This is a genomic window from Nocardia sp. NPDC004260 (assembly GCF_053603155.1).
Genome location: NZ_JBSGEZ010000005.1, coordinates 58,880 through 83,160, shown reverse-complemented (window position 1 = coordinate 83,160; position 24,281 = coordinate 58,880). Strand labels below are relative to the sequence as shown.

The 24,281-nt window shown below is 67.7% G+C and carries 24 protein-coding genes and 1 pseudogene; 15 read left to right on the top strand and 10 right to left on the bottom strand.

Annotated elements, in window-relative coordinates; all coding sequences use genetic code 11:
* The first annotated feature begins 95 nt into the window (after window positions 1-95).
* From ACWEO7_RS05270 to ACWEO7_RS05260, 3 genes are all read left to right on the top strand, one after another.
* Window positions 96-1,577, top strand: a complete 1,482-nt coding sequence (locus tag ACWEO7_RS05270) for a PfkB family carbohydrate kinase (protein WP_452420960.1) — start codon at window positions 96-98, stop codon at window positions 1,575-1,577.
* The gene (gene ribA / locus ACWEO7_RS05265) at window positions 1,574-2,314 is read left to right on the top strand and encodes a GTP cyclohydrolase II RibA (protein WP_452420958.1); all 741 of its coding nucleotides are present in this window, start codon (window positions 1,574-1,576) and stop codon (window positions 2,312-2,314) included. Before ACWEO7_RS05270 ends, ribA begins: the two co-directional genes overlap by 4 nt.
* Before the next feature lie 190 nt (window positions 2,315-2,504).
* Complete coding sequence (locus tag ACWEO7_RS05260) at window positions 2,505-4,337, top strand: AMP-dependent synthetase/ligase (protein WP_452420956.1); 1,833 nt, start codon at window positions 2,505-2,507, stop codon at window positions 4,335-4,337.
* Window positions 4,338-4,464: 127 nt separating this feature from the next.
* Here the strand turns inward: ACWEO7_RS05260 and ACWEO7_RS05255 are convergent, their stop codons facing one another.
* Window positions 4,465-4,935, bottom strand: a complete 471-nt coding sequence (locus tag ACWEO7_RS05255) for a hypothetical protein (RefSeq protein WP_452420955.1) — start codon at window positions 4,933-4,935, stop codon at window positions 4,465-4,467.
* A gap of 296 nt (window positions 4,936-5,231) precedes the next feature.
* Between ACWEO7_RS05255 and ACWEO7_RS05250 the strand changes: the two genes are divergently transcribed.
* The 3 genes from ACWEO7_RS05250 (at window position 5,232) to ACWEO7_RS05240 (ending at window position 7,089) form a co-directional block, all read left to right on the top strand.
* The gene (locus tag ACWEO7_RS05250; RefSeq protein ID WP_452421067.1) at window positions 5,232-5,513 is read left to right on the top strand and encodes a class I SAM-dependent methyltransferase; all 282 of its coding nucleotides are present in this window, start codon (window positions 5,232-5,234) and stop codon (window positions 5,511-5,513) included.
* Window positions 5,514-6,071: 558 nt separating this feature from the next.
* On the top strand, window positions 6,072-6,413 hold the full coding sequence (locus ACWEO7_RS05245; RefSeq protein ID WP_452420953.1) for a hypothetical protein: 342 nt from the start codon (window positions 6,072-6,074) through the stop codon (window positions 6,411-6,413).
* Window positions 6,394-7,089: a hypothetical protein gene (locus ACWEO7_RS05240; protein WP_452420951.1), complete on the top strand. Its 696-nt coding sequence runs from the start codon at window positions 6,394-6,396 to the stop codon at window positions 7,087-7,089. Before ACWEO7_RS05245 ends, ACWEO7_RS05240 begins: the two co-directional genes overlap by 20 nt.
* Before the next feature lie 48 nt (window positions 7,090-7,137).
* On the opposite strand, the gene ACWEO7_RS05235 is transcribed toward ACWEO7_RS05240, so the two are convergent.
* From ACWEO7_RS05235 to ACWEO7_RS05215, 5 genes are all read right to left on the bottom strand, one after another.
* Complete coding sequence (locus ACWEO7_RS05235) at window positions 7,138-7,563, bottom strand: hypothetical protein (RefSeq protein WP_452420949.1); 426 nt, start codon at window positions 7,561-7,563, stop codon at window positions 7,138-7,140.
* Between the two features lie 123 nt (window positions 7,564-7,686).
* On the bottom strand, window positions 7,687-7,857 hold the full coding sequence (locus ACWEO7_RS05230) for a hypothetical protein (RefSeq protein WP_452420947.1): 171 nt from the start codon (window positions 7,855-7,857) through the stop codon (window positions 7,687-7,689).
* A gap of 345 nt (window positions 7,858-8,202) precedes the next feature.
* Window positions 8,203-8,736 carry a YbhB/YbcL family Raf kinase inhibitor-like protein gene (locus tag ACWEO7_RS05225; protein WP_452420945.1) on the bottom strand — a complete coding sequence of 178 codons (534 nt, stop codon included), beginning with the start codon at window positions 8,734-8,736 and terminating at the stop codon, window positions 8,203-8,205.
* Window positions 8,737-8,758: 22 nt separating this feature from the next.
* Window positions 8,759-10,120: a M20/M25/M40 family metallo-hydrolase gene (locus ACWEO7_RS05220; RefSeq protein WP_452420943.1), complete on the bottom strand. Its 1,362-nt coding sequence runs from the start codon at window positions 10,118-10,120 to the stop codon at window positions 8,759-8,761.
* A 121-nt stretch (window positions 10,121-10,241) separates the two neighbouring features.
* Window positions 10,242-10,745, bottom strand: coding sequence for a GtrA family protein (locus ACWEO7_RS05215; protein ID WP_452420941.1), 504 nt, complete (start codon window positions 10,743-10,745; stop codon window positions 10,242-10,244).
* 107 nt (window positions 10,746-10,852) lie between these two features.
* Between ACWEO7_RS05215 and ACWEO7_RS05210 the strand changes: the two genes are divergently transcribed.
* Window positions 10,853-13,225: a beta-ketoacyl synthase N-terminal-like domain-containing protein gene (locus tag ACWEO7_RS05210; protein WP_452420939.1), complete on the top strand. Its 2,373-nt coding sequence runs from the start codon at window positions 10,853-10,855 to the stop codon at window positions 13,223-13,225.
* Between the two features lie 95 nt (window positions 13,226-13,320).
* Window positions 13,321-13,704: a VOC family protein gene (locus ACWEO7_RS05205; protein WP_450017412.1), complete on the top strand. Its 384-nt coding sequence runs from the start codon at window positions 13,321-13,323 to the stop codon at window positions 13,702-13,704.
* A 52-nt stretch (window positions 13,705-13,756) separates the two neighbouring features.
* Here the strand turns inward: ACWEO7_RS05205 and ACWEO7_RS05200 are convergent, their stop codons facing one another.
* Complete coding sequence (locus ACWEO7_RS05200) at window positions 13,757-14,119, bottom strand: MerR family transcriptional regulator (RefSeq protein WP_452420937.1); 363 nt, start codon at window positions 14,117-14,119, stop codon at window positions 13,757-13,759.
* 67 nt (window positions 14,120-14,186) lie between these two features.
* Between ACWEO7_RS05200 and ACWEO7_RS05195 the strand changes: the two genes are divergently transcribed.
* The 3 genes from ACWEO7_RS05195 (at window position 14,187) to ACWEO7_RS05185 (ending at window position 17,990) form a co-directional block, all read left to right on the top strand.
* Window positions 14,187-14,987, top strand: a complete 801-nt coding sequence (locus tag ACWEO7_RS05195; protein ID WP_452420935.1) for an alpha/beta fold hydrolase — start codon at window positions 14,187-14,189, stop codon at window positions 14,985-14,987.
* A gap of 5 nt (window positions 14,988-14,992) precedes the next feature.
* Window positions 14,993-16,243: an MFS transporter gene (locus tag ACWEO7_RS05190; RefSeq protein WP_452420933.1), complete on the top strand. Its 1,251-nt coding sequence runs from the start codon at window positions 14,993-14,995 to the stop codon at window positions 16,241-16,243.
* A 292-nt stretch (window positions 16,244-16,535) separates the two neighbouring features.
* Window positions 16,536-17,990, top strand: a complete 1,455-nt coding sequence (locus ACWEO7_RS05185) for a serine/threonine-protein kinase (RefSeq protein WP_452420931.1) — start codon at window positions 16,536-16,538, stop codon at window positions 17,988-17,990.
* A gap of 13 nt (window positions 17,991-18,003) precedes the next feature.
* Here the strand turns inward: ACWEO7_RS05185 and ACWEO7_RS05180 are convergent, their stop codons facing one another.
* Window positions 18,004-19,047 carry a zinc-binding dehydrogenase gene (locus tag ACWEO7_RS05180; RefSeq protein WP_452420929.1) on the bottom strand — a complete coding sequence of 348 codons (1,044 nt, stop codon included), beginning with the start codon at window positions 19,045-19,047 and terminating at the stop codon, window positions 18,004-18,006.
* A 54-nt stretch (window positions 19,048-19,101) separates the two neighbouring features.
* Here ACWEO7_RS05180 and ACWEO7_RS05175 point away from each other — a divergent pair, with 54 nt between their 5' ends.
* Window positions 19,102-19,872, top strand: coding sequence for an AraC family transcriptional regulator (locus tag ACWEO7_RS05175; protein WP_452420928.1), 771 nt, complete (start codon window positions 19,102-19,104; stop codon window positions 19,870-19,872).
* Window positions 19,873-19,885: 13 nt separating this feature from the next.
* Here the strand turns inward: ACWEO7_RS05175 and ACWEO7_RS05170 are convergent, their stop codons facing one another.
* Window positions 19,886-20,887 carry a helix-turn-helix transcriptional regulator gene (locus ACWEO7_RS05170; protein WP_452420926.1) on the bottom strand — a complete coding sequence of 334 codons (1,002 nt, stop codon included), beginning with the start codon at window positions 20,885-20,887 and terminating at the stop codon, window positions 19,886-19,888.
* A 104-nt stretch (window positions 20,888-20,991) separates the two neighbouring features.
* On the opposite strand from ACWEO7_RS05170, the gene ACWEO7_RS05165 reads away from it, so the two are divergent.
* A complete protein-coding gene (locus ACWEO7_RS05165) occupies window positions 20,992-22,113 on the top strand; it encodes an epoxide hydrolase family protein (protein WP_452420924.1) in 1,122 nt (373 codons plus the stop codon).
* 24 nt (window positions 22,114-22,137) lie between these two features.
* Window positions 22,138-22,537, top strand: a pseudogene (locus ACWEO7_RS05160) (DUF4158 domain-containing protein); the annotation flags it as partial.
* A 36-nt stretch (window positions 22,538-22,573) separates the two neighbouring features.
* Here ACWEO7_RS05160 and ACWEO7_RS05155 read toward each other — a convergent pair.
* On the bottom strand, window positions 22,574-23,413 hold the full coding sequence (locus tag ACWEO7_RS05155) for a LysR family transcriptional regulator (protein ID WP_452420922.1): 840 nt from the start codon (window positions 23,411-23,413) through the stop codon (window positions 22,574-22,576).
* A gap of 105 nt (window positions 23,414-23,518) precedes the next feature.
* Here ACWEO7_RS05155 and ACWEO7_RS05150 point away from each other — a divergent pair, with 105 nt between their 5' ends.
* A complete protein-coding gene (locus ACWEO7_RS05150) occupies window positions 23,519-24,253 on the top strand; it encodes an SDR family NAD(P)-dependent oxidoreductase (RefSeq protein ID WP_450017392.1) in 735 nt (244 codons plus the stop codon).
* Window positions 24,254-24,281: the final 28 nt, after the last annotated feature.

Sequence of the window (24,281 nt, the reverse complement as noted above, 5' to 3'; positions counted from 1 at the left end):
GCTAAACCCGATTTGCGTGGCCAACATGCGCGCGACGGCCCGGTGTCGCGCCGATAGAGGAGGGTGGCATCGCCATGGTCCCGCAGGATTCGGGAATGGTTGCCGTTCGCAATATCCTCACCCGCTTGTGCAAACGCTCCGGCCTGAGCTCGGATCGGTTGCGCAACACCGAGATCGACGTACTACCCCTGCTGGATCTGCTGGCCGTGCGGCAGTACGCCCGACGTGCGGGCGTCGACCGGGAAGAGGCGGTGCTGCCGCTGGTGCGCGAAATGGCGCTGCGCTTGGAGCCCACCCACCGGCTCGTCGTCGACGCGGAACTGTCGCTGGGGCTGTTGCGCGAAAACCCGCCTACCGGAGTGGATCCCGCCCGGCTCTACGCGCCGGACCTGGGCGAGCGGCGCGAATATCTCGCCGAGCGATGGGCGGTGTTGCACGAAGCCCTTGGAGCGCAACCGATTCCCGGCACACTCACGGTGCGCTCACTGCGTGGCGCTCCCGAGCGCCGGGCGTTCACCGAACTGGCCGCGCGACTGGCCACGGCATCGGTGTTCGACGGCGCGCACGTCGTCGATTTCGGTGTCTCGGCGGAAACCGCTGCGGCCGAAACGGTCCCGGTGGACGACCGCGGTGTGGTCACGGTGATCGGCGACGCGGTCATCGACCACATGTACGTGGTCGACCGTATCCCCGGCTCCGGCGCGACCGCGCGCGGCAGCTACCGGGAGCATCCCGGCGGCAAGGGCCTCACCCGTGCCGTCGCCGCGGCCCGGCTGGGGCTGCGGGTGCGGTTGATCTCGGCAGTCGGCGACGACGACGCGGGCGATCGCATCCTGGAATACCTGCGCAGCGAACGCGTCGAGACCGAACTCGTCAAGGTGGTGCCTTTCGCCCCGACACCCGTGACCGCGGTGATCGTGGCCCGCACCGGCGCGGCGAGCACGATCGGCTGCAAGGACGAGCGAATCCGGTTGAGCGCGCAGGAATTGCGCACCGACGCGATCCGGTCGGCGATCGCCACCGCGGACGCGGTGCTGCTGACGTTTGAGCAACCCACCGGCGTCATCGAGCAGATCATGGGGCAGCTGCGCGAACTGCCGCGGCGGCCGCTGGTGGTGGTGCATCCGGCGCCGCGATTGGAACGCCCGCAGTACCTGTATCAGCATCTCGGGGCGGTGGACTACCTCGTCGGCGGCGACAAGGACCTGCAAGCGCTGGCGATGGCGGGCGATGACGCGACCCGGTGTGGCGAGCCGACCGCCACACGGCTGCGCGCGCTCGGCGTCGGCGCGGTCTGCGCGATCCAGGATTTCCGGTGCGAGGTGTGGTCGGACCAGGTCAGCGACCGATTCCAGCCTTTCCCGACGGCGCTGGAGGACTCGGTGGGCGCTCACGCTGCCTTCTCCGCCGCCCTGGTATATCGTCTCGTTTCGACGCGCCGCCCCGCCGAACGCAACGACTACGTCTGGGCGACCGCCGCAATGGTGGCGACGCAATCGATCGGGGATGTCCCCGCGGCAATGCCACTGGTGAGTGAGGTCGAGCGAATTTACAAACTCGCTACGGAGGAGCATTGACCAAAGTTGTGGATCCTGCCGACACCGAGCATCGGTTCCGTCGCAACGGGCATGATCTGCGAGTTCGGGTGGTGGAGTTGACCGGGGAGGGCGAGAAGGGGCACCTGCTGTTGTTCGGCGCGGTCGCCGACGGCTGCCTGGTGCGGGTGCACTCGCGCTGCCTCTACGGAGAGGCGCTGCGGTCGCAGGACTGCGACTGCGGGCCGGAACTGGACAAGGCGCTGGATCTCATCCAGGCCGCGGGCGCGGGCGTGCTGGTCTACCTGGAACAGGAGGGCCGCGGCGCGGGCCTGATCGCCAAAGCGCTGGGCTACCGGCAAAGCGAGCGCTCGGGCGCGGATACCTTCGCCAGCTACGAAGCCCTCGGCTACCCCGCCGACGGGCGCACCTACGTGGCCACCGCCCGCGCACTGGCCGAACTCGGACTGCGTTCGGTGCAACTGTTGACCAACAATCCCGCCAAGGTCGAGGCCCTGCGGCAGGAAGGGTTGCGGGTCACTCCCGTGCCGTTGCGGACCCGGGCGCTGAGCGAACGCGCCCGCGAGTACCTCGAGGCCAAGCGCACCCGGCGCAAGCACTGGATCCCGACAGACTCCGCGCCGTGGGCGTTCGACGAGCACGACAGCGATTCCACCGGCGAACTTCGGGGGGCCGTGGACGCGGTCGTGCTCGCACCCGGTGAGAACGTCCGTCCGCGTCCAGGGCCCGGCGCCGCGCCGGATCTGATCGGTGCCTGAAGGATTGTTGAAGTTTGCCCCACCCGGCTTCCCGCCTGTGGCTACCATGAGTGAGTCGCGCCACATGTGGCGCGACTCACTCGTAGGACCGACAGCGCCTTCATCGCGCTGTGTCACGACTTCGAGTCCTGGATCGGGCGCCGGCGCAGACCGGCGCCCGGTTCATGCCAGCGCTATCGGGAACAGGGATATGACGACAACAGAAATCGGATACGCGCATCAGTCGGGCAAAACGGTGTACACCGTTCCCGCCGCATTCCAGGAGACCGCGCGGCTGCGCCCCGACCAGATCGCCTTGCGCAAGGTGGGCGGCACCCAGCAGTACACCTGGCGCGAGTACGCCGAACGGGTGCGTTCGATCGCCGCGGGCCTGGCCGGGCTCGGCGTCGGCCACGGCGACACCGTCGGCATCATGCTCACCAACCGCCCCGAGTTCAATCTCGTCGACACCGCCGCCCTGCATCTGGGCGCCACCCCGTTCTCCGTCTACAACACCAGCTCCCCCGAGCAGATCACCCACCTGTTCACCAACGCGGGCAACAAAATCGTTGTGACAGAACAGGTTTTCCTCGACCGGATCACCGCCTCCGGCGTGCCGGTCGACCACATCATCCTGGTCGACGGCCCCGCCGAGGGCACCGTCACCCTGGAAGAGGTGGAGGCCGCGCCCGCCGCCGACTTCGATTTCGACGCCGCCTGGCAGGCCGTCGGCGCCGACGACCTGGCGACCCTGATCTACACCTCCGGCACCACCGGACCGTCCAAGGGTGTGGAGATCACCCACCGCAATGTGCTCGCCCAGATCATCGTCCTGGTCAGCGGCCCGCTGCAGGTCGGCCTGGACGACCGGGTGGTGTCCTACCTGCCCGCCGCGCATGTCGCCGACCGGATCTCCGCCCACGCGCTCAACCTGCTCACCGGCATCCAGATCACCACTGTCCCCGACCCCCGCGAAGTCGCCGCCGCCCTGCCCGATGCGCGCCCGACCAGCTTCTTCGGTGTCCCGCGCGTCTGGCAGAAGATCAAGGCCGGTGTCGAGGGCAAACTTGCCGAAGAACCGAGCCCGGTCAAGAAAGCGCTGGCCAACTGGGCGATCAGCACCGGAATCGCCGCCGCGCGCGCCGATCTGGCGGGCAAAGGACGCAGTCCCCTGCTGAGCGCGCAGCATCGGATCGCCGAGACGCTGGTGCTGTCCAAGCTGCGCCACGCCTTGGGCCTGGATCAGTTGAAGGTGGCCTCCTCCGGCGCCGCGCCCATCCCGCCGGAGACCCTGGAGTACTTCCTCGGCCTCGGCTTCACCGTCAGCGAGGTGTGGGGCATGTCGGAAACTACCGGCGTGGGCACCTACACCGAACTGGACAAGCCCCGCCCCGGTTCGGTCGGGCGCGCGGGCGACGGCGTGGAGGTGCGACTGGACGCCGATGGCGAGGTGCTGGTGCGCGGCGCGATCGTCACTCGCGGCTACCGCAACATGCCGGACAAGACCGCCGAGGCCATCGACTCCGACGGGTGGCTGCACACCGGCGACATCGGCACCTTCGACGCCGACGGTTACCTGCGGATCGTGGACCGCAAGAAGGAACTGATCATCAACGAAGGGGGCAAGAACATCGCTCCCAGCAACATCGAGAACTCGGTGAAGGCCGCCTCCTCGCTGATCGGTCAAGTCGTGGCCATCGGTGACGCCAAGCCCTACATCGCCGCCCTGATCGTGCTCGACCCCGACGTCGCCGCCCTGCGCGCCAAGGAACTCGACGCCACCGGCGAGGACATCGCCGCCCTGGCCGCCCGGCCGCAGATCGTCGACGAAGTACTCGCCGCGGTCCAGGCGGGCAACGCCAAACTGTCGCGCGTGGAACAGATCAAACGCTTCACCGTCCTGGGCGCGGTCTGGGAACCCGGCGGCGACGAACTGACGCCGAAGATGTCGCTCAAACGCGCGCCCATCGCGGCCAAGTACAGCGCGGAGATCGAGGCGCTGTACGCCAAGGAGCCCTCCGATCAGGTGGTCAGCGTCAAGTAGTCCGGCGAAAAGCGCTGTGGGCACAGGGCATCACGCCTGGGTCCACAGCGCTTTTTGTGGTTCCGGGCCCCAGGGGCGATGATCGTGGCCACCCGTCATGCGACTGCCGCCACGCGCGACGCGACGCTCAGAACCGTAGTTCGCGGACAGTATTGAGGTCGATGCCGTGCCGGGCGTAGAGCTTGATCGTGTTCTCGCCGGTGAGGTCGGCTTCGGTGTAGCCGAGCAGCTCGGCGATCCGGATCACCTCATCCTTGGTGGCGGCTTCGATCTCCAGATACGGCGGGATCCGCGGCCAGGCATCTACTTCGAGCTGCGCGCCGTCGAGGACGAAGCTGACCCGCTTGGTCTCCTGATAGGACTTCGCGGTGAAACCCAGCATCTCGAGCAGGGCATTGGCGGTAGCGAAGTCGTCGACGCTCACCTCGACTTCGTGGGTGCCGTCGATGGCGTCGCTGGTGATGTGCTTGACGGCGAGCGTGGTCCCATCGCCGTTGTCGCGCAACCGGATCCACTTCGAGTCATCGCCCGGCGCGATATCGTAGACGTAACGGTGCGCTCGCCGGGTTTCCGGCCGCCTTTGTCGATGATGTGCCATGCGATGGGGTCGATGTAGAGGATCTTGGCTTCGTGCTCGATGGGCACTGCTGACTCCTGTTCGGATCGGCGGTCCATCGAACTTACCCGGCGCCGGATGCCCGGCCGTGCGGTGTTCACCGGACCTTGTGGACTCGTGTCGTTGCCGCTGTGAGGATTTCGGCCGCCGGGGTCTCGGGGCGCAGTCCGGCGACCGGGCTGCCGTCGAGGTCCACGAGTGTGGAGCGCGGCTCGTTGCCGGCGAAGGAGGCGGACCGCTGGTGAGAACATCGCGCATGAGATCTTTCCGGCGGCCAGCTGCCCCTGGCGGATGAAGTGCTCGATCACGCGAAAACTGCCGGGTTCGCAGTCGAGCGGGTTCATGCGCTGGGCCCGCATTATGCGATCACGCTGCGACACTGGGCGCACGCGCTGCAGACCCGCCGTGTAGAGGCGATCGCGATGACCTCACCGGAGACCTACGACAGCACCTGCGGTATCTCAACGGTTGCGCCGACTTCTTCCGGTAAGGCTATATCGACGTCATGCAGTTCAGCCTGGCAAAGATCTAGCGGCACCCGACCGTGGTGGCCGGGCTGAACGCGAAGCTGCTGGACGAATAGCTGATTCGTGCCGCAGCTTCGCGTTCAGCGGTGATGGATCACATCATCGGCATGCAGGGAAACATCTGGTTCCACCAGGCACGCGCCATGGCCATAATCTGATCCAAGGTCATCATCGTCGTCCTCCTGTATCGGATGAATCCCGACCCACTACCGAGCTACCCCGCTGACGCCACTTCTATCAACACAGCCGCCCCGTTCCTCCGGTCGGCCCGCCACGGCACGTATTCGCCCATGAGAGCCGAGCTTCGCGTGCGGACCGGTGTGTGGCTGGGCGCCATCATGAGTCGAAGACGGCAGCGACGTAGAGCTCAGCGAAGAGAGCTGACCCGGGCGGACGACGCCGAATCGAAACGCGGCGGGTGACCGCGATAATGACGGCTCGGGCCGTGCTGGTGTTCTCGGCGCGCTTCGAATATCGCGTGACGCCTATGACCCTCGGTCTGGGCAGATGCCGACCGTTGACCGAGCCCTCGTTTACCACCCATCGTGGATACGGACACTGGAAGCGGTCGCAGATCTCGGGAGGGCAGACGTGGATCGCAGGAAGCTCCTTGCCACAGCTCCATTCGCCGCCGTCGCGGCGATCGGGCCATCCCGCGACTGGCTGCTGAACACTCTGGATCAGCTACCGGATGAACGTCGGCGAGTACGGCTCGAGGACGTCACCGCGGTGAAGAACATGTTCGGCACATTCCAAGAGATGGATATCTTCCAGGGCGGTGGCTCGGGGCGGCTGGTGCTGGCGGCCTACATGAACGAGCACGTGTACCCGCTGCTGCGGCGCGCGCAGAAGACGTCCGCGTGGCGCTGTGCGGTGCGGTGCGGCGGCCGAACAGACCTACCTGCTCGGATGGATGGCGTTCGACAACGGTGAGCGCGGCACGGCGCAGCGGTATCTGATCCAGGCGCTGCGCTTGGCCGAAGAGTCACGTGATCCCGCGCTCGGCGCGCACATCCTCGCCGGACTGGCCGACCAGGCGACCTTGCTCGGGCATCCGCACGAAGGCCGACGCCTCGCCCAGGCGGGTCGCCAAGGCCTGGCGAAGGTGGACGCGCCCGCTTGCCTCGCGGACTTGTGGACCTTGGAGGCTCGCTCGCTCGCCGTCATCGGTGACAAGGCAGGTGCGGCGCGTGCGATCAACGCCGCGGAAAACGCGTTCGCTCGGGTCGAGCCCGATCGTGAACCCGAATGGGCACTGTTCATCGATCAGGCATACATCTGCGGTGAGTGGGCGAACGCGTTTCGCGACCTAGGACAGACGGAACAGGCCGCATCGCACGCCCGCCGATCGATCGCCTACGCCCGTGCGCAGGACCGTGCACGGCGAGGAGCGCTCTCGCACGCCGCGCTCGCGGTCACCCACCTGCAAAGACGCGACCTCGAGGCCGCTCACGCCACCGGCGTGCGGACACTGGATCTCGCCCGAAAGGTCAAGTCCTCTCGCTCCGTGGAAGCCGTGCGCGACATCCAGCGGCGCATGGTCGCTTTCGGTCCACATCCTTTGGTCGCGGACTTCGCCGAACGCACCCGATCCTTGCTCGCGGCCTGACCGCGCAGCAGCGGGCTGGAAGGCTCGGCTTGCCCGGGATTTGCCTGGCTAGCTCAGTTGCTCGACGGCGAAGCCGACCAGTAGCACGGCGAATCCGCCGATCTCACCGACGATCAAGGCGGCGAGGACGAAACGCATCGACGGCGGCGGGTTGCGCATCTGGTTGTCGGTCTCGCGCTGTAGTCCGAGCCGGATGTAGTTCGCGATCGTCACCACGAACAGCAGGATGATGGCCCCTGCCGCGGTGGCGTTCACCGCGGTCGGCCAGCCCGACAGCTCGACGAACCACGCGATCAATCCGGTCGCGAACGAATACAGCAACGCGGCCCGGTGGGCGATGTCGACGTAGGGGTGGGCGAGACCGTCCGGCGAAGTGGTCATCGCCTGCCACTTCCACACGCCGAGCGCCAGCGCCCACAGGAAGATGAGCCCGGCGAAGAAGAGCACCCAGGCCGTTTCGGTGCGAATGATCAAGTTCTTACCCTCATCGATCCCTCACGCGCCCACTTGGGCGGCTGTCCAGCGGCAGCGTAGCGCCTGCGAACGGCCAGGGCGCGACGAGAAACGGGTCAGCGCTGGGAATACCGACTGGTCGAATCAAGTTGCCGGTTCGAGTTCGCCGTACGGAACCAGATGGGCGCGATCCACCGTGCTCTGCCAGCCCCGCTCGGTCGCCGCCAGGGCGTGGCCGCTCGCGGCGGGATCCCTCGGCCACGGCTCGCGCAGGTGGATCTGGATATCGTCCTGCAGAACCTGCACGAGCTCCATCGCGAACCCTTCGGCGTCGTACTGCCCAGGTCGCTGGGATCCAGGGCTATGGCCGTGCCGACCTCCGGCACCGAAATGCTCTCGGGATCGGACGCCCCGCCAGCTCGTGGAAGCGGCGCCACCGTTCGGGGTACTCGGTGCCGAGCTTTGCCGAGAAGCCGAGGGACCGTTCGATATCGGCAGCGAGCAGGCGCGCGCCTCGGACCGCTTCGGAGATGTCCATAGGGCGATTCTGCGACGGCGCAGGCCGATTCACGCCCGCGAATTCCTGTTGCATGAGCGCTGCCAGCAGAAAGCGCCGTGGCCCCGAGCGTTTCGCTCAGGGCCACGATCGTGCGGCGGTTCCTACTTCTGCTCGTAGGTGGCGATCAGGGTCGCACGAGCCAGCGTGTGGGAGAACAGGTTGAAGCCCAGGTAGGCGGGGCTGGCGGTCTCATCGATGCCCAGGCTCTCGACGTCGACGGCGTGTACGACGATGAAGTAGCGGTGCGGGCCGTGCCCGGGCGGAGGGGCCGCGCCGACGAAGCCGTGGAAGCCGCCGTCGTTGCGCAGGGTGATCGAGCCGGTCGGCATGGCGCCGCCCTCTTCGCCGCTGCCCGCGCCCGCGGGCAGGGAGGTCGCGCTCACGGGGATATCGGCGACGACCCAATGCCAGAAGCCGGAGGCGGTGGGCGCGTCGGGGTCGTACACCGTCACCGCGAAGCTCTCGGTCTCCGCGGGGAAACCCGACCAGGACAGCTGCGGGGAGATGTCGTGGCCTCCCGCACCGAAGATGCCGCTGACCTGCTCGTTCTTGAACGGCTGCCCGTCGGTGACGTCGTCGGAGGTGAGGGTGAACGACGGCACCTTCGGCAGCGCGTCGTAGGGGTTGTAGGTCATGAAACCTCTCTTCCGGATCGGATCAGCTGTGCAGAAGGAAGTGTTCCAGCACGCGGGTGCCGAACTCGAGGGCCTGCACCGGCACCCGCTCGTCGACGCCGTGGAACAAGGCGGTGAAGTCCAGCTCCGGCGGCAGCTGCAACGGCGCGAAACCGAAGCAACGAATACCCAGGCGCGCGAACGCCTTCGCGTCCGTGCCTGCGGAGAGCATGTAGGGGACCGTGCGGCCGCGTGGATCGTGCGCCAGCACGGCGTTGTTCATCGCGTCGACCAGATCGCCGTCGAAGGTCGTCTCGTAGGCGTCGAGCTTGGTGATCCACTCGCGTTCGACGTCGGGGCCGATCAGCTCGTCCACCTCCCGCTCGAACGCCGCCTGCCGTCCGGGAATCACACGGCAGTCCACCACCGCTTCGGCGGTCTGCGGGATCACGTTGGCCTTGTACCCGGCCTGCAGCATGGTGGGGTTCGCCGTGTCGCGCAAGGTGGCGCCGATGATGCGGGAAATGGTGCCCAGCTTCGCCAGCTGGCCCTCGATGTCGGGGCCGGACGGATCGAACTCCAGACCCGTCTCCTCGGCGACGGCGGCCAGGAACGCGGCCACCGAATCCGACAGCACCAGGGGAAAGGTGTGCTTGCCCAGCCGCGCCACCGCCTCGGCGAGGATGGTGACCGCGTTGTCCTCGTGCAGGAACGAGCCGTGGCCCGCACGGGACTTGGCGCGCAATCGCATCCACCCCAGGCCCTTCTCGGCGGTCTCCACCAGATACAGCCTGCGTTCGGTGCCGTCGGGCCGCGGCACGGTCAGCGAGAACCCGCCGACCTCCCCCACCGCCTCGGTGACGCCGTCGAATAGATCGGGGCGGTTGTCCACCAGCCACTGCGACCCCCACTTGCCGCCGTTCTCCTCGTCGGCGAGGAAGGCGAAGACCAGATCGCGCGGCGGCACCGTGCCCTCGAGCTTGAACTGGCGGGCCACCGCCAGCGCCATCCCGACCATGTCCTTCATGTCGATCGCGCCGCGGCCCCACACGTAGCCGTCGCGCACCGCACCGGAGAACGGATGCACGCTCCAGTCCGCGGCCTCGGCGGGCACCACGTCCAGATGCCCGTGGATCATCAGCGCGCCGCGACTCGGGTCGGCGCCCTCCAGTCGCGCGAAGACGTTGCCGCGCCCGTCCGCGCCGGACTCGACGTACTCGGTGACATACCCCGCTTGATGCAGTTGGTCGGCCACCCACTGCGCACACTCGCGCTCGCCTTTGGTGGTGGCCAGGTCGCCGGTGTTGGAGGTGTCGAAGCGGATCAGCGTGCTGACCAGCTCCACCACTTCCGACACCGCGCGGGAGTTTCTGTTCGGGTCGAATCCTTCGCCAGTTGCGGACACGCTCCCTTTCCTACCACCTGCGCGGCAGGGCGAACGTGCCGACGGGGTGTCGCGGCGCGGCGATGCGGCCCGCACGGTGCGCGATCAGCCGTGACAGGGTTGTCATCAGGGTGATCGGAACTCACACCGGATCAGGCGGCTGGACCTTGTCGGGGAACACCACCCGCACGAAGGCCCAGAACCGGAACACCATCCCCAGCGCGGTGCCGATCAGCTGCGCGGCCACGAAGTCGGCCACGTTCTGGGTGAAGCGGGAGACCTCGGGCACCTCGAGATGCAGCACGTACCGCGACACCCACAGCGGCGCGGTGTTGATCGCGACGGCAAGGAAGCTGACCAGGTAGAACAGCGCGGCCTCGTGATGACCGCGCCGCCCGCCGCGTTCGTCGAAGGACCACTGCTTGTTGAGCACATAGGACAGCGTGATCGCCGCCAGCACCGCGACCACTTTCGCCGTCACCGGATGCGGCTCGAGCACAGTGCTCTTCAAGGTCAGGAACACCGCGGTGTCCAGCGTGAACGCCGCGACACCGACAGAAGCGAAACGGAATAGTTCTCGACGCCGTGCCTCGCCCCCCAGCGCGGACGTCACCCGAGCGAAAACGGGGCTTTCGGAAAACAGCACAGGTAAAGTTTCCGGCACATGTCCCTACCCCACAACAAGATCGGCAGATTCACCGCACCGCCTGTTGCGCGAGTGCACGGTCGGTGGATCGCGGGCAGGTGAGTAGCGTGAAAAAGACCAAGCGGCACGCCCGCTCCCGGCCGGACCGCGTCGGCGCGGAGCCGATCGCCGTGATCGGCATGAGCTGTCGCTTCGCCGGCGGCGCCGATTCTCCGGAGGCGTTGTGGCGGTTGCTGATCGAGGAGACCGACGCGATCGCCGACGAGCCGCCGCCCGGTCGCTGGTCCGGCGACCACCGCGGGCGCGATCGCGCCGCAGTGGGCAAGACGGTGTCGGTCGCGGGCGGGTATGTGGCGGATGTCGCCGGTTTCGACGCCGAGTTCTTCGGGATCACCCCGCGTGAGGCGGCCGATATGGATCCGCAGCAGCGCTTGGCACTCGAATTGGCCTGGGAAGCCTTCGAAGACGCGGCGATCCGCCCCGACCGGGTACCGGACACCGGCGTGTATTTCGCCAACAAATTCAACGATTATCGCGCCGTCAAACTCGCCAGGGGCGTCACCGCCATCACCCCGTTCACCAGTACCGGAGATGTCGAGGGTGTGATCGCCAACCGGGTGTCGTACTTCCTGGGTTTCGACGGTCCCAGCATGACCGTGAACGCTTCCTGCGCCGGATCGCTGGTGGCGGTGCACCTGGCCTGCCAGGCGTTGCGGACGGGTGAGAGCGCGCTGGCCGTCGCCGGTGGCGTGCAACTGAATCTGCTACCGGAGACCGCGATCGGGTTGTCCGCGCTGGGTGTGCTGTCCGCACGCGGCCGGTCACACACCTTCGACGCCTCCGCCGACGGCTACGTGCGCGGCGAAGGCGGTGCGGTCGTCGTGCTCAAGCCGCTGCGACAAGCGTTGCGCGACGGCGACCGCGTCTACTGCACCCTGCTGGGTAGCGCCACCAACAACAACGGCAGGCACCGCTCCATGCCCGCCAGCAGCGCCGACGGTCAACGGCAGCTATTGCGGCGGGCCTGCGCGCGAGCGGGTGTGGACGCCTCGACGATCGACTACGTCGAGGCGCACGGCACCGGCACCGCCGTCGGTGACAACGCCGAATTGACCGCACTGGCAGAGGTTTACGGCACCGGCAGAGCCCCCGGCGCACCGCTGATCGTCGGCTCGGTCAAAACCAACATCGGGCACACCGAAGCGGCCGCGGGCATGGCCGGACTGGTGAAGGTCGCGCTGGCCCTGTCGCATCGCCGGATACCGCGCAGCCTCCATTTCGACCACGCACCCGCCGGATTCGATCCCGCCGCGACGGGAGTGCGCGTGGCCGACACCGCGATGGCGTGGCCGCGGCACGACGCCCCCGCCCGCGCCGCGGTGAGCGCGTTCGGTTTCGGCGGCTCGAACGCCCACGTCATCGCCGAAGCAGCGCCCCCACCCGATCCGGTCGTCGACAGCGGCGTCTCGGAGCGGCTGGTGGTGCTGTCCGCCCGCACCGAAGCCGCTTTGCGGGAGCACGCACGTCGGCTGCGTGAGCAGCTCGTGCGCGACCCCGACATCCGTTTGGGCGACCTCGCGCACACACTGGCCACGAGAACCGCCTTCCGGCACCGGATTTCGATAGTGACCGACGAGGTGGACAAGGTCGTCGAATTCCTCGACGCCTACCTCGACGGGGCTGCGACGGACGCGGACAGAGACGAGAACGCGGTGCTGGGTGTCGTGTTGTCCGCGGCCCTGCGTCCCGGCACGGTGGATCACCGCGACCTGCTGCACGCAGCGGGCGCGCTGTTCGAGCGTGGCGTCGAGCCCGACTGGGCCGCGGTGAACCCGCCCGGCCGCCCGGTCTCCCTACCCACCTATCCTTTCCAGCGCGAACGGCACTGGGCGGAGCCGCAGCCCCCAGGCGAGGCACTCGCCGAACCCGCGTCGCCTTCGCGGGACTTCGGGCCCACCCTCTCCGACCTCTCTCACGAGTGGATTCCGAACTCGCAGGCAGCGCCGGTCGTATCGTCGGAGACCGCGAGCGAAGCTGTCGAGTCGTTCGCGACCGTACGGCACTCGGCGGCGATCGCGTCGTCTGCCGGGTCCAGCGAGCCTCGACGTTCCGACGCACCTGGTGTCGCGGCGCTCGCCGCCCTGGTCACCACCGAACTCGCCGAAGTCGTCGGTATCGCGCCCGACCGTGTGGCCGCCCGGCAGAACTTCGAACAGCTCGGGATCGGCTCGGTGCACGCCGTGGAGCTGTCGGCCCGCCTCGGCGCCCGCCTCGGTATCGACGTCCCCGCCGCCGTCATCTGGGGCTGCCCCACCGTCGAGTTGCTGGCCGCGGAACTCGACATCCGCCTCACTCCCGCGTACCCGCAAGGCGCTCCACCGTCCACACCTGCGTCGGGGGCGGATCCACGACCGCCGGTGGTGGAAGAAGCCCTGTCGACCGCTGAACTGCTGGCATTGAGCCGGCAATTGCTCGGCTGAGCCGCAACCGCGGGCGAGACAGCACTCGAGAGGACCGAGATCGAGTGTCCGCCGCCTATGGAACCGACGTTTCTTGCGCGCGTAGTGTCGCGTCCATGGCTTGCCGGATCACCGAACTCGTCATCGACTGCGCCGACCCGCAACGGCTGTCGGACTTCTGGTGCGCAGTACTCGGCTATGTCGAACTCGGCTGGGAAGGCGACGCTTTGGAGATCGGTCCACCCGGAACCGGCTTCGGCGGGCCGCAGCCCACAGTGGTGTTCATTCGCAGCGTCGAGCCGAAGCACGGGAAACTCCCTCTGCACTTCGACGTGAATCCCACCGACCGCGATCAGGACGCCGAACTGGAGCGGCTACTGGCCGCCGGTGCCCGGAAGGTCGACATCGGCCAGTCCGGCACCGCATCGTGGCACGTGCTGGCCGACCCGGAGGGGAACGAATTCTGCCTGCTGCGCCGCCGGGTCGAGCCGTTGGGATGACTCGGAGTGGGGATCCTCCGCCGTCCACGACCGGGTGCCGGGGCGGATCTTCTCAGGCGGAATCCGAGTAGGATTCATCCTCGAGAAACGAGGACACCGCGGCATGGTGGCTGCCGAGGGTCTCCAAGTCGGATTCGATGCGCTGCAGGGTTGTTTGCATGGCTGCGACGATGTTGGGGCACAGTTCGAGCTGTGGGCGCGGGCCGCTGGCACAGGGCAGCAATTGCGCGACGGTTTGCGAGTTGAATCCGGCGTCGAGCAGTGCCCGGATCTGGCGGACTCGCATCAGACACGCCTCATCGTAGTCCCGGTAGCCGTTGTCGGTCCGTTCGGACGCGAGCAGGCCTTGCTCCTCGTAATAGCGCAACGCGCGCGTCGTCGTGCCCGAGCGGCGGGCGAGTTCACCGATCCGCATGCCGTGACCTGCGTGGTCCGGATTTCGTCTTGACCTTCACGCCAACGTCAACGCTTAGGTTCGCGGCATGATTTCCGATACGCGGCGTCAGCAGTTGTTGGACAAGGTAGACGTCGTCGACAGCGGTGCCGGTCCGGTGGTCGCTCTCGCCCACGGCGCCGGTGGTGGAGTCCGCGAGAACTTCGCACCACTCATCGACACCATTGCCGATCGGCGATTCGTCGGACCCTACTATCCCGGCGCCGGCAAAACACCGAAGGCGACCGCGCCGCTGTCGATCGATGAACTCGCCGACACCGTGGTCGCGACCGCCTTGGAGGCCGGTGCAGAACGATTTCCGATCGTCGGGCTCTCGCTGGGTTCTGCTGTCGCCGTGACCGCAGCCACCCGGCATCCCGAGCACGTCAGCGCACTGGTACTGACCGTCGGGCTGGTGTATCCGGACGCGCAGGCACGTGCACTGGCCCGTGTGTGGCGGCATCTGGCCGAGCGCGGCGACTTCGACACCTTGGCGGAGTTGCTCTTCTACGCCAACTCACCTGGAACGCTCACAAATGTGTCCGAGGGCGAGCACGCGGTAGCGGTCGGGCAGATCCGCGCCGGCTACCCCCTCGGCGGCGCCGATCATGTAGAGCTGGTGACCCGCACCGACATTCGGCCGCTGCTCGCCGCGGTCGACGTGCCCACCCTCGTCGTCGTGAGTGGCGAGGACCGGGTCGTGTTGCCGGATACCGTTCGCCAGTTGGCTTCTGGCATCGCCGGTGCCGAGCTGATCGAATACCCCTCGGCCGGACATATCTTCACGCCTGCCGAGGCTGGGCCGTGGGTTGCGGAAGTGTCCTCCTTCCTGGACCGCCTGCCGCGATGACGCGAATGGCGGCAGCGCGAACGACCACGGCCGGTGCACTGTACGGGCGATTGGCGGTGCTGGGCCTGGCACTGTTCGTGTACCTGACCGCCGAGCTGTTTCCGATCGGCGCATTGAACGATCTCGCCATGGGATTGCATGTGGCCCCCGCCACGGCTGGGCTCCTGCTCACGGTGTACGCGATCGCGGCCGGGGCGGCGACGCTGCCGGCGGTGTGGGCTTGTCGGCGGCTGGACCGGCGTCGCGCCCTCACCGCCTCCCTTGTGCTGCTGGCCCTCTCGCAGGTGACATTCGGTCTGGCTCCCAACTTCACGGTCGCGGCACTGGCACGCGGCGTGGCGGCGATCGCACACGGCCTGGTGTGGTCACAGATCCCCGTGGTAGCGGCACAGTACGCACCGGACGGAATGCGCGGCCGGGCGACCGCGGCGGTCTTCGCGGGCTCTTCGCTGGGCCTGATCGCCGGTGCGCCGATCGCCACCGGCCTGGCACACGAACTGGGCTGGCGCGCAGCCTCACTCACGCTCGCCGGTGCGGCCGGCGCCACCGCGGTCCTGCTACGAGCCGCGTTACCCGCGACACCCCCACCACCGCGCGAGATACGCAACCGCGACACCTTCAGTCTCGGAGCAGTTCTCGTAGTCTGCCTCGTCACGACCGCACTGGTCGTCGGCCACTATGTGAGCTACACCTACCTGACCCTACTGATCGCACCGACCGGGTTGAGCGGATCGCTGCTGGTGGTCGTTCTGGCCGGATACGGCATCGCGGGCTTATTCGGTGTAACTCTCGTCGGACGCGCACTCGATACCCATCCGCGTCGCACCGCTCTCATCGTGGCCACGACGCTGACCTGCGCGGTGACAGCGCTCGGCATCGCGCACCTCCGCTGGGTCGTCTTCGTCCTCGTCATGCTGTGGGGCGCCGCCGCGGCGGCCTTGCCGGTAATCCTGCAACACGCTGTCCTACGCGCAGCTCCGGACGCCCCGGACGTCCCGTCCGGCGCCTACGTCGTGTCCTACCAACTCGGCATAACAGGTGGCTCCGCGCTCGGAGCCGCCCTGCTCAGCCACACCCGGGCCGCATCTCTGCCCTGGTGGTCCGGCATCGCGCTGGCCGCCGGAACTATCCTGATCATCACTACACCAGCTGTTTCGGACATCGACAGCCTTCCCTCACGGATCACGCGCCCAGCCGGGGCGGCGAACAAGCCAGCGAAAACCGCTGCTGAACAACATGATCTGTGCGATCGATGACATCGAGCCATGTCCGGTGGCTGTCTTCCCCCGTGCCGACAACCGCAACCCGCCGGTGGATCCCTCATCGGATCCGCCGTGGCAATCCTTGTTCGCGACAGCCGACACACTTCGGCGGGGATGGATGATCCGCGGAGCGAGCTGCGCCGCCTGCTCCTGCGTGCGAACACCCACCGCGACGTCCGGCACCGCCTTGTCGATCGCAGCCTGAACGCTGCTGATTCTCCGGTTCGGAACCGAGGGTTATGCTGCCTGCGGTCCGAGTGGGCCGGGTCTAGAAGGGGGGCCATCGGTGTTGAGGCAGCACGAGTCGTTCGCCGGCTACGTGATCGAAGGCGTGCTCGGGCAAGGCGGTATGGGCACCGTCTATCTGGCCCGGCACCCCCGTCTGCCGCGGCTGGTGGCGCTCAAACTGCTCAATCGCGCGGTGTCCGAGGACGAGGAGCTGCGCAGGCGGTTCGAACAGGAAGCCAATGTCGTTGCGCGCCTGGAGCATCCGGGCATCGTCGGCGTCTACGATCGCGGCACCGAGGACGGGCACCTGTGGATTTCCATGCAGTACGTCCGTGGCACCGACGCTGCGCGGCTCGATCCCCGCAGCACCCGCCCCGAACAGGTCGTGCAGATCGTCGGCGATACGGCGAAGGCGCTGGACTACGCCCACAGCCGAGGTGTGCTGCATCGCGACATCAAACCGGCCAACATCCTGATCGCCGAGCCGGAAGCCGGTCGCGAAACACGCGCTGTGCTCACCGATTTCGGGATCGCGCGAATACTCGACGCCGATACCAAACTGACCGCCACCGGAACGTTCACCGCCACCCTCGCCTACGCCTCGCCGGAGCAACTGTCCGGTGAGCCGGTCGATCACCGCGCCGATCAATACTCCCTCGGCTGCACCCTCTACACCATGCTGGCGGGGCAGCCACCGTTCCCCTCGACCAATCCCGGTCAAATCGTCGCCGGGCACATCGCCAAGCCGGTGCCGCGCCTGAGCGATTCCCGTCCCGACCTGCCACCGCGACTCGACGAGGTGATCGCTCGCGCGCTGGCCAAGCACCGGGACGAACGCTTCGCCAGCTGCGGCGACTTCGCGGTGGCCGCGGCGGCGGCCCTGCGCGGCGACGCTCCCGCCGCAGCGCCCGCGCGGACTTTCGTCGACAAGCGCTCCGGCCACCCGGCCACGGCGGTCGACCTGTGGCCACGTTCGGCCCCGACCCTGCTGAACCAGCCTTCGGAGCCTCGGTGGCCCGCCGAGCAGCTCCCGCCGCTGCAACCGCTCACGCCCATCCACGATCCGGTCCGGCCATCCGGCGTCGTCCCCCGAATCGGCGCCGTCGTCGCGTTCGGCTTCGGGCTGGTCTTCTGTCTGATCATCGCCAACGGGGTGATGGAGCTGATGACCCCGCACATCGAATACGGTCGCCGCCAGACGCGGCGTGAGGTTGCCCTCGAACTTCTCGCCCCCATGGCGATCTCAACCACGATGGCACTGGTGCTGCTCGGCGGCTCGATCGCACTGTTCCGGCGCAAGCGAGCGGGCCGCATCGCCGTGGCGCTGGGTACCGGGATCCTCACGCTGGTCGGCTTGGCCGGAGCCGGAGCCAGCCTGGGTGGCGACAGCCGTACCAGCGACCTGGTTTTCGTCGGCACGCTCCTGTTTTTCTCCTGTACGGGGCTGCTGTGCACCCTGTCCCCCGCGACCAGGCGCTGGCTCGCTGACAATCGTCCCAGGAACCGGCCATGAGCCCGCAGAGCGCTCAGGGCACCACCACGATCTTTCCGGCGGCACGGTTGTCCTCCATGTACCGGTGGGCTGCCACGATGTCGTCCAGGCCGAAGACACGGTCGACGTTGGGCCGATAGACCCCGGCCTCGACCTCGTCGATGACGCGCTGCAGCACGGTCGCGCCCGCGCTGCCCTTCAGGTTGTCGCTGTGGAAGGCCGTGAGCTTGGTTCCGGACGAGATCATCGCTATCGGCTCGAAGTCGTGGATGAGCCAGCCACTGAGCGAGCCCGCCACGCACACCGCTCCACCCCGGCGGACCAGGCGCAGGGAGTCCACCGCCGTGCGCGCCCCGACGAGATCCAGCACATAGTCCGGCCCCTCCGGCCAGACCGCGTGCACACCCGCCGCCAGCGACCCACCGTCGTCGACGAGCACGTGGTCGGCACCGGCCGCGGCCAACGCGTCGATCTTGTCGTGGCGCCGGGTGGTGGCGGTGATCTCGATACCGTGGCCGGACGCGATCGACGCGGCCGCCATACCCACCGACGAGGTGCCGCCGCGAATCAGCAACCGCCCCTCGCCGTTCGGCACCACCCCCAACGCGTCGAGCGAGCCGTGCGCGGTCAAATAGGTCTCGGGCAGCGCGGCCAGTATCTCCCAGGGCAACGTGGTGGTGACCGGCATCAGCAGCGAGTTCGGCAACAACGCGTACTCCGCGTAGCCGCCGTCGAACTCCCGGCCCATCTCCCCCATCACCGCCGCGACGGTCGCGCCGACCGGCAACACGGGATCGGTCGAGGCTGCCACGATTCCCACACATTCGATCCCGAGCACACGCGGGAACTGCACGTTCGGGGAATGCCCCTGACGGGTTCGCAGCTCCGAGCGGTTCAAGCCCACGCCCTTCACCCGCACCAGGCTCCAGCCCTCCCGAACCGCAGGCACCGGCAGCTCACGGATCTCCAGTACCTCCGGGCCACCCGCCCGGACACAGACCGCGGCTCGCATCGTCGTACCCGTCGTCTCACACCGCATCAGAGCGGCGGTGCTGTCTGAATGGAGGTCATTGCGCATGCGTCCACTGTCGCCAGGCGACCGGGTGGCCGTCTACCGATAGAATGCCAACTCATGCCCGTTGGCCGCCAACTTCCCCGGCTCGGCCCGACATCCCAGCTGTGGCCGTCCGGAGGGGTGCACCTGTGGCCGTCGGGGGGAACGAGTTCGGTGCACTCCCATCCGCGTGGACACCTGGTCTACGCGGCTCGCGGCGTCCTGTCCGTGCACACCGAACGGGGCACATCGATCGTTCCGGCCAATCGAATCGCGTGGACCCCTGCCGAGTTCACGCACTACCATCGGGCACACGGCGACACCGACATGCGGATCGTCTTCCTACCCCCATCCCAGGCGCGGCTCGTGCCGGACCGTCCCGCCGTGTTCCTGGCCTCCGCCCTCGCCCGCGAAATCCTGCTCACCCTCACGAGCCCACGCGACCACGACCGCGCCGCACGTGCTCGCCTTCGCCGCGTCCTCGTCGATGAACTACAGGAAGCACACGAACAGCCACTCGTGCTGCCGAAACCCCATGACGACCGGTTGCAGGCCATCGCGCGGATCCTCTCCGAGAACCCCGCGGACAACACGTCACTGGCCGAACTCGGGCGCACGATCGGAGCCAGCGCCCGCAGCCTCAGCAGACTGTTCCACAACGAACTCGGCATGACCTTCTACGAGTGGCGCACCCAACTCCGCGTCTACTACGCACTCGTCCTGCTCGCCGACGGCCACGACACCACCCGCGTCGCCCACGCCTGCGGCTGGGCGAACCCCAGCAGCTTCATCGCCGCTTTCACCAACCTCATCGGCACCACCCCGGGCCGCTACCGCACCACTCCATGACCTCGGCACCACATCACAAGGCTCCGCCCGTCGGTGGCGACCAACGACGTCGACCCGACGACGGGGCGAGCGCGCGCTGGTAGCGCTCGCTGATCGTCCGCAGAGCCCGCACCAGTTCGGGTGAATCCACGATCTCGAAGTCGGCGCCCAACAGCCCGAGGTAGAGCGCCAGCATTTCCGGATGGTCGGAGCCGGGTTCGAACGCGCACCGGTCCTCGCTCAACGGCTCGACGTCGACGGGAATCGGGAGTCGGCTGCGCACGTGATCCGCGGGCGCGTGCACGATCACCCTGGCGCGGAAACGCCACGTCGACTCGCCGATTCCGCGGGCGACTCGTGCGGTGATCTCACGGTCGGGCGGCAGCGGCCGCGGCGTGAAGCGGGGGCCGGTCGGTGTGCGGAGTTGCATCCTGTCGACGCGAAAGGTCCGCCAATCCACGCGGTCGAGGTCCCAGGCCATCAGGTACCAGCGTTGTCGATCGTTGATCAGGCGATACGGCTCCACCGAACGCCGACCGGCGGCCCCCGAATGCGTCTGGTAGTCGAACCGCAGTCGTTCATGGTCGCGGCAGGCGTCGGCGGTCACGGTCAGCACATCCGGGTCGACAAGCGGGCCGCGCGGGGGAAGCGCGAGGGTGTGCGACCCGAAGGCGTCGACGCGACGGCGCAGCCGCGACGGCAATATCTGTCGCAGTTTCGTCAGTGCACGCAACGAGGTCTCCTCGATGCCCGCGATGGAACCGGCTGCGGCGCTGCGCAGCCCGATCGCGATCGCGACCGCTTCGTCGTCATCGAGCAGCAGCGGCGGCAGCGCACCTCCGACACCCAGCCGGTATCCACCGTCGACACCCGGCCGAGCCTCGACTGGATAGCCGAGCCGTCGCAGGCGGTCGACGTCGTTGCGGACGGTGCGCACGGTGACCTCCAGCCGAGCGGCCAACTCGGGTCCGGTCCAGTCGCGGCGCGCTTGCAGCAGGGAAAGCAGACGAAGCAGTCGTGCCGAGGTTTCGATCATTTGTCGATCTTCTCCCGAATTGAGGAACCAGCCTTTCCGCAATGGCAACTACCTTATGTTTCACCGGCGCGAAACGCTCGCCCGAGCCAACAGAAAGAACCCCAATGAGTGACGCCATCCAGCCCTTTCGCATCCACATCGCGCAGTCCGATCTCGATTACCTGCACCATCGGCTCGCCGAGGCCCGCTGGCCGGCCGAGTTGCCCGATGTCGGCTGGAACCGCGGCATACCGCAGCTCCATCTGAAGGAACTTGCCGAATATTGGCGCACGGGCTACGACTGGCGTGCGCAGGAAGCCGCGCTCAATTCCTATCCGCAGTTCACGACCGAGATCGACGGCCAGCGCATTCATTTCCTGCACGTCCGCTCCGGCCGAGCGGACGCGACGCCACTGCTGATCACCCACGGCTATCCCAGCTCGGTCGCCGAATTCCTCCACCTCATCGAGCCTTTGGTCAACCCGGCCGAGGGGCCTGCGTTCCATGTCGTCGCGCCGTCGCTGCCCGGTTATGCCTTCTCCACTCCGCTCAGCGCAACCGGCTGGGCGATGGGCCGCACCGCGAACGCGTGGATCGAGCTGATGCGCAGGCTGGGCTACCAGCGCTACGGGGTTCACGGCGGCGACGTCGGTGCCGGCATATCCGGCCTGATCGGCGCCCGCGACAGCGAGCATGTCATCGGCGTCCACGTCGTGACCGATCCGCTGACCGCCGCCAATGTGGCGACGTTCATTCCCGGAATGGCCGAGCGCCTCGATGCCGACGACCCGGTCGACAAGCTGATCCTCGAGCGCATGGACGCGTTCCGCAAGGAGGGTTCCGGATACTTGTCGATCCAGCAGAGCCGACCGCAGACCATCGGTTACGGTCTCGTCGATTCGCCGCTACTGCAGCTGGCGTGGATCGCCGAGAAGTTCGAGGAATGGACCGACTTGCCGATCGATCGCGACCAATTGCTCACTACCGTCAGCCTTTACTGGTTCACCGGAGCGGGCATCACCGCGGCGCACACCCTCTATGACCAAGCGCACTCCTCGGATTGGGGAGCGCCCGCGGTGCCGCAGGGCTTCGCGGTGTTCAGTGCGGACGAGACCGTGCGCAAGGTAGTCCCGGCGCCGCCGGACGCGCACTGGACCGAATTCGAGCACGGCCTGCACTTCCCGGCCATGGAGGCGCCGGCTCAACTGGCAGCCGATCTGCGAACATTCTTCGAACATCTGCGCTAGCCCGAACCCGATGGAGTAATCGCAGCTGTTGCGCTGTGCACACTGCCTCGGCTCGGGTTCGTGCCGGACAAGGTGTCGACGGCGCCGCCGGTAGCGGTGGCCCGGCTGGCTACCGAGCTGAACGTCGATGCGAGCGCAATCGGTTCCTACGGCCACCGAGCGGCAGACACGCACCGATCACCTGCGCTCGGTGGCGCAATATCTGTGCTGGCGGGGGCCTGGTCCGGTGGTCCTGGTGGAGCACGTGGCTCATGCCCGCGAGTAGGCGCAGCGGGAAACCAATGACCTGCTGGTGCGCGAACTCACGCCGCAACGGTGCGCACAGCTGGACGGGTTGCTGGTCACCGATGTGTCGCCGAAGGTGTCACGGTTGCGGTGGCTGTCGACCAGGCCGGTGGAGGCGCCTGCGGCGGCGGTGAACTCGGTGCGGCCGGCGAACAGGGGTGCCGCAGTGTGCCGGTCAGAGGCGTGTCGCGGTGTGGACGAGGTCGGCAACGGCTTTGGATCTGCTGTGTGGCGGCCAGGCGATGACGGTCGTGACCACTGGTGCGTCCGGCACCGGCACCACGGCATGATCGTCGCGTAGCTGAGTTCGCAGCGACTCGGGCACGACCGCGCAGGCCAGTCCGAGCGCGATCAGTTGGAGCAGTTGGGTATGGTCGCGCACCTGCGGGCCGGGGCCGTCCGGATAACTTCCATCCCGTCGCGGCCAGCGCGGCAGAGGCAGATCCGTCTGGGCGTTGAGTTCGGCGAACGACACATTCGCCCGGTCGGCGAGGGGATGACCCGCAGGCAGGACCAGGACCTGCTGTTCAGTATGTAGATCCTCGGTGTCGAATCCGGCTGTCGTGTCGTAGGGCCGGTGGAGCAGAGCAACGTCGGCACGCCCGTTGCGCAGCAGGCTTTCCGGTTCACCGGGCCCGCACAGCGTCACCTCGACGGCCACGGCGCCCGGTTCGGCGGCGTAGGCGTCCAGCAGCTTCGACAACAGTTCTCTGGACGCGCCGGCCTTGGTGACCAGCACCAGACCCGGCTGGTCGGCCGCGGCGCGGCGGGTGCGGCGCTCGGCGGCTTCGACCGCGTCGAGCGCGGTCCGGGCCTCGCGCAGCAGCACCGCCCCGGCCTCGGTCAAGGCGATGGCGCGAGCGGTGCGGTGCAGCAGAACGACTCCGAGCCGCCGTTCGAGCTGCTGGATGGCTCGCGAGAGTGGTGGTTGCGCCATGGAGAGCCGTTGCGCCGCCCGCCCGAAGTGCAACTCCTCGGCGACGGCGACGAAATATCGCATCTCCCGCGTCTCCACCACGTCATCGTATCCGGCGCTCACCACGACCGATACCCGTGCGGTATCGACGCCAACCCGACCGGTCTTGGACGCCGCACCCGCAACCGCAGCAGGATCGGCAGTGTGAGTGAACAGACGATCGCGCTGGTGACCGGCGCGAACAAAGGAATCGGATACGAGATCGCGGCGGGCCTGGGTGCCCTCGGCTGGCGAATCGGTGTGGGCGCGCGGGATCGGCAACGCCGCGACACCGCGGTGGAGAAGCTACGCGCGGCCGGGACCGATGCGTTCGGTGTGCCGCTCGACGTGACCGACGACGCGAGTGTGGCCGCGGCGGCCGAATTGATCGCCGACCATGCCGGAGGGCTAGACGTCCTGGTGAACAATGCCGCGATCAACGGCGTCACCGGCGATATGCCGCAGACACCGACCACGGTCGATCCCGCGACCGTGCGAGCTATCGTGGAAACCAACGTGATCGGGGTCATCCGCGTCACCAACGCGATGCTGCCGATGCTGCGCGCCTCGGCCTCACCGCGAATCGTCAACATGTCCAGCAGCGTCGGCTCGCTCGCCCTGCAAACCACACCCGGCATCGACATGGGCCCGGTTCCTGCTGCCTATTTGGCGTCGAAGACCTTCCTCAACGCCGTCACCATCCAGTACGTCAAGGAGCTGAGTGATACCAACATCCTGATCAATGCAGCCTGTCCCGGTTTGACCGCCACCGACTTCACCGGTTTCAGCGGCGACCGTACACCGCAACAGGGGGCGGCCATCGCGATTCACCTCGCGACCCTGCCCGACGACGGACCGACCGGCGAATTCCTCAACGACGCCGGAACAGTGCCCTGGTGACGGGCACACCCGTGCGAACCGTTCCCGT

Excerpts from the sequence above, each read along its gene's own strand:
- ACWEO7_RS05270 (WP_452420960.1), top strand. The coding sequence starts at position 96 with ATGGTTGCCGTTCGCAATATCCTCACCCGCTTGTGCAAACGCTCCGGC.
- ACWEO7_RS05260 (WP_452420956.1), top strand. The coding sequence starts at position 2,505 with ATGACGACAACAGAAATCGGATACGCGCATCAGTCGGGCAAAACGGTG.
- ACWEO7_RS05255 (WP_452420955.1), bottom strand. The coding sequence starts at position 4,935 with ATGGCACATCATCGACAAAGGCGGCCGGAAACCCGGCGAGCGCACCGT.
- ACWEO7_RS05240 (WP_452420951.1), top strand. The coding sequence starts at position 6,394 with ATGGCGTTCGACAACGGTGAGCGCGGCACGGCGCAGCGGTATCTGATC.
- ACWEO7_RS05230 (WP_452420947.1), bottom strand. The coding sequence starts at position 7,857 with ATGGAGCTCGTGCAGGTTCTGCAGGACGATATCCAGATCCACCTGCGC.
- ACWEO7_RS05225 (WP_452420945.1), bottom strand. The coding sequence starts at position 8,736 with ATGACCTACAACCCCTACGACGCGCTGCCGAAGGTGCCGTCGTTCACC.
- ACWEO7_RS05205 (WP_450017412.1), top strand. The coding sequence starts at position 13,321 with ATGGCTTGCCGGATCACCGAACTCGTCATCGACTGCGCCGACCCGCAA.
- ACWEO7_RS05200 (WP_452420937.1), bottom strand. The coding sequence starts at position 14,119 with ATGCGGATCGGTGAACTCGCCCGCCGCTCGGGCACGACGACGCGCGCG.
- ACWEO7_RS05195 (WP_452420935.1), top strand. The coding sequence starts at position 14,187 with ATGATTTCCGATACGCGGCGTCAGCAGTTGTTGGACAAGGTAGACGTC.
- ACWEO7_RS05190 (WP_452420933.1), top strand. The coding sequence starts at position 14,993 with ATGGCGGCAGCGCGAACGACCACGGCCGGTGCACTGTACGGGCGATTG.
- ACWEO7_RS05180 (WP_452420929.1), bottom strand. The coding sequence starts at position 19,047 with ATGCGCAATGACCTCCATTCAGACAGCACCGCCGCTCTGATGCGGTGT.
- ACWEO7_RS05175 (WP_452420928.1), top strand. The coding sequence starts at position 19,102 with ATGCCCGTTGGCCGCCAACTTCCCCGGCTCGGCCCGACATCCCAGCTG.
- ACWEO7_RS05170 (WP_452420926.1), bottom strand. The coding sequence starts at position 20,887 with ATGATCGAAACCTCGGCACGACTGCTTCGTCTGCTTTCCCTGCTGCAA.
- ACWEO7_RS05165 (WP_452420924.1), top strand. The coding sequence starts at position 20,992 with ATGAGTGACGCCATCCAGCCCTTTCGCATCCACATCGCGCAGTCCGAT.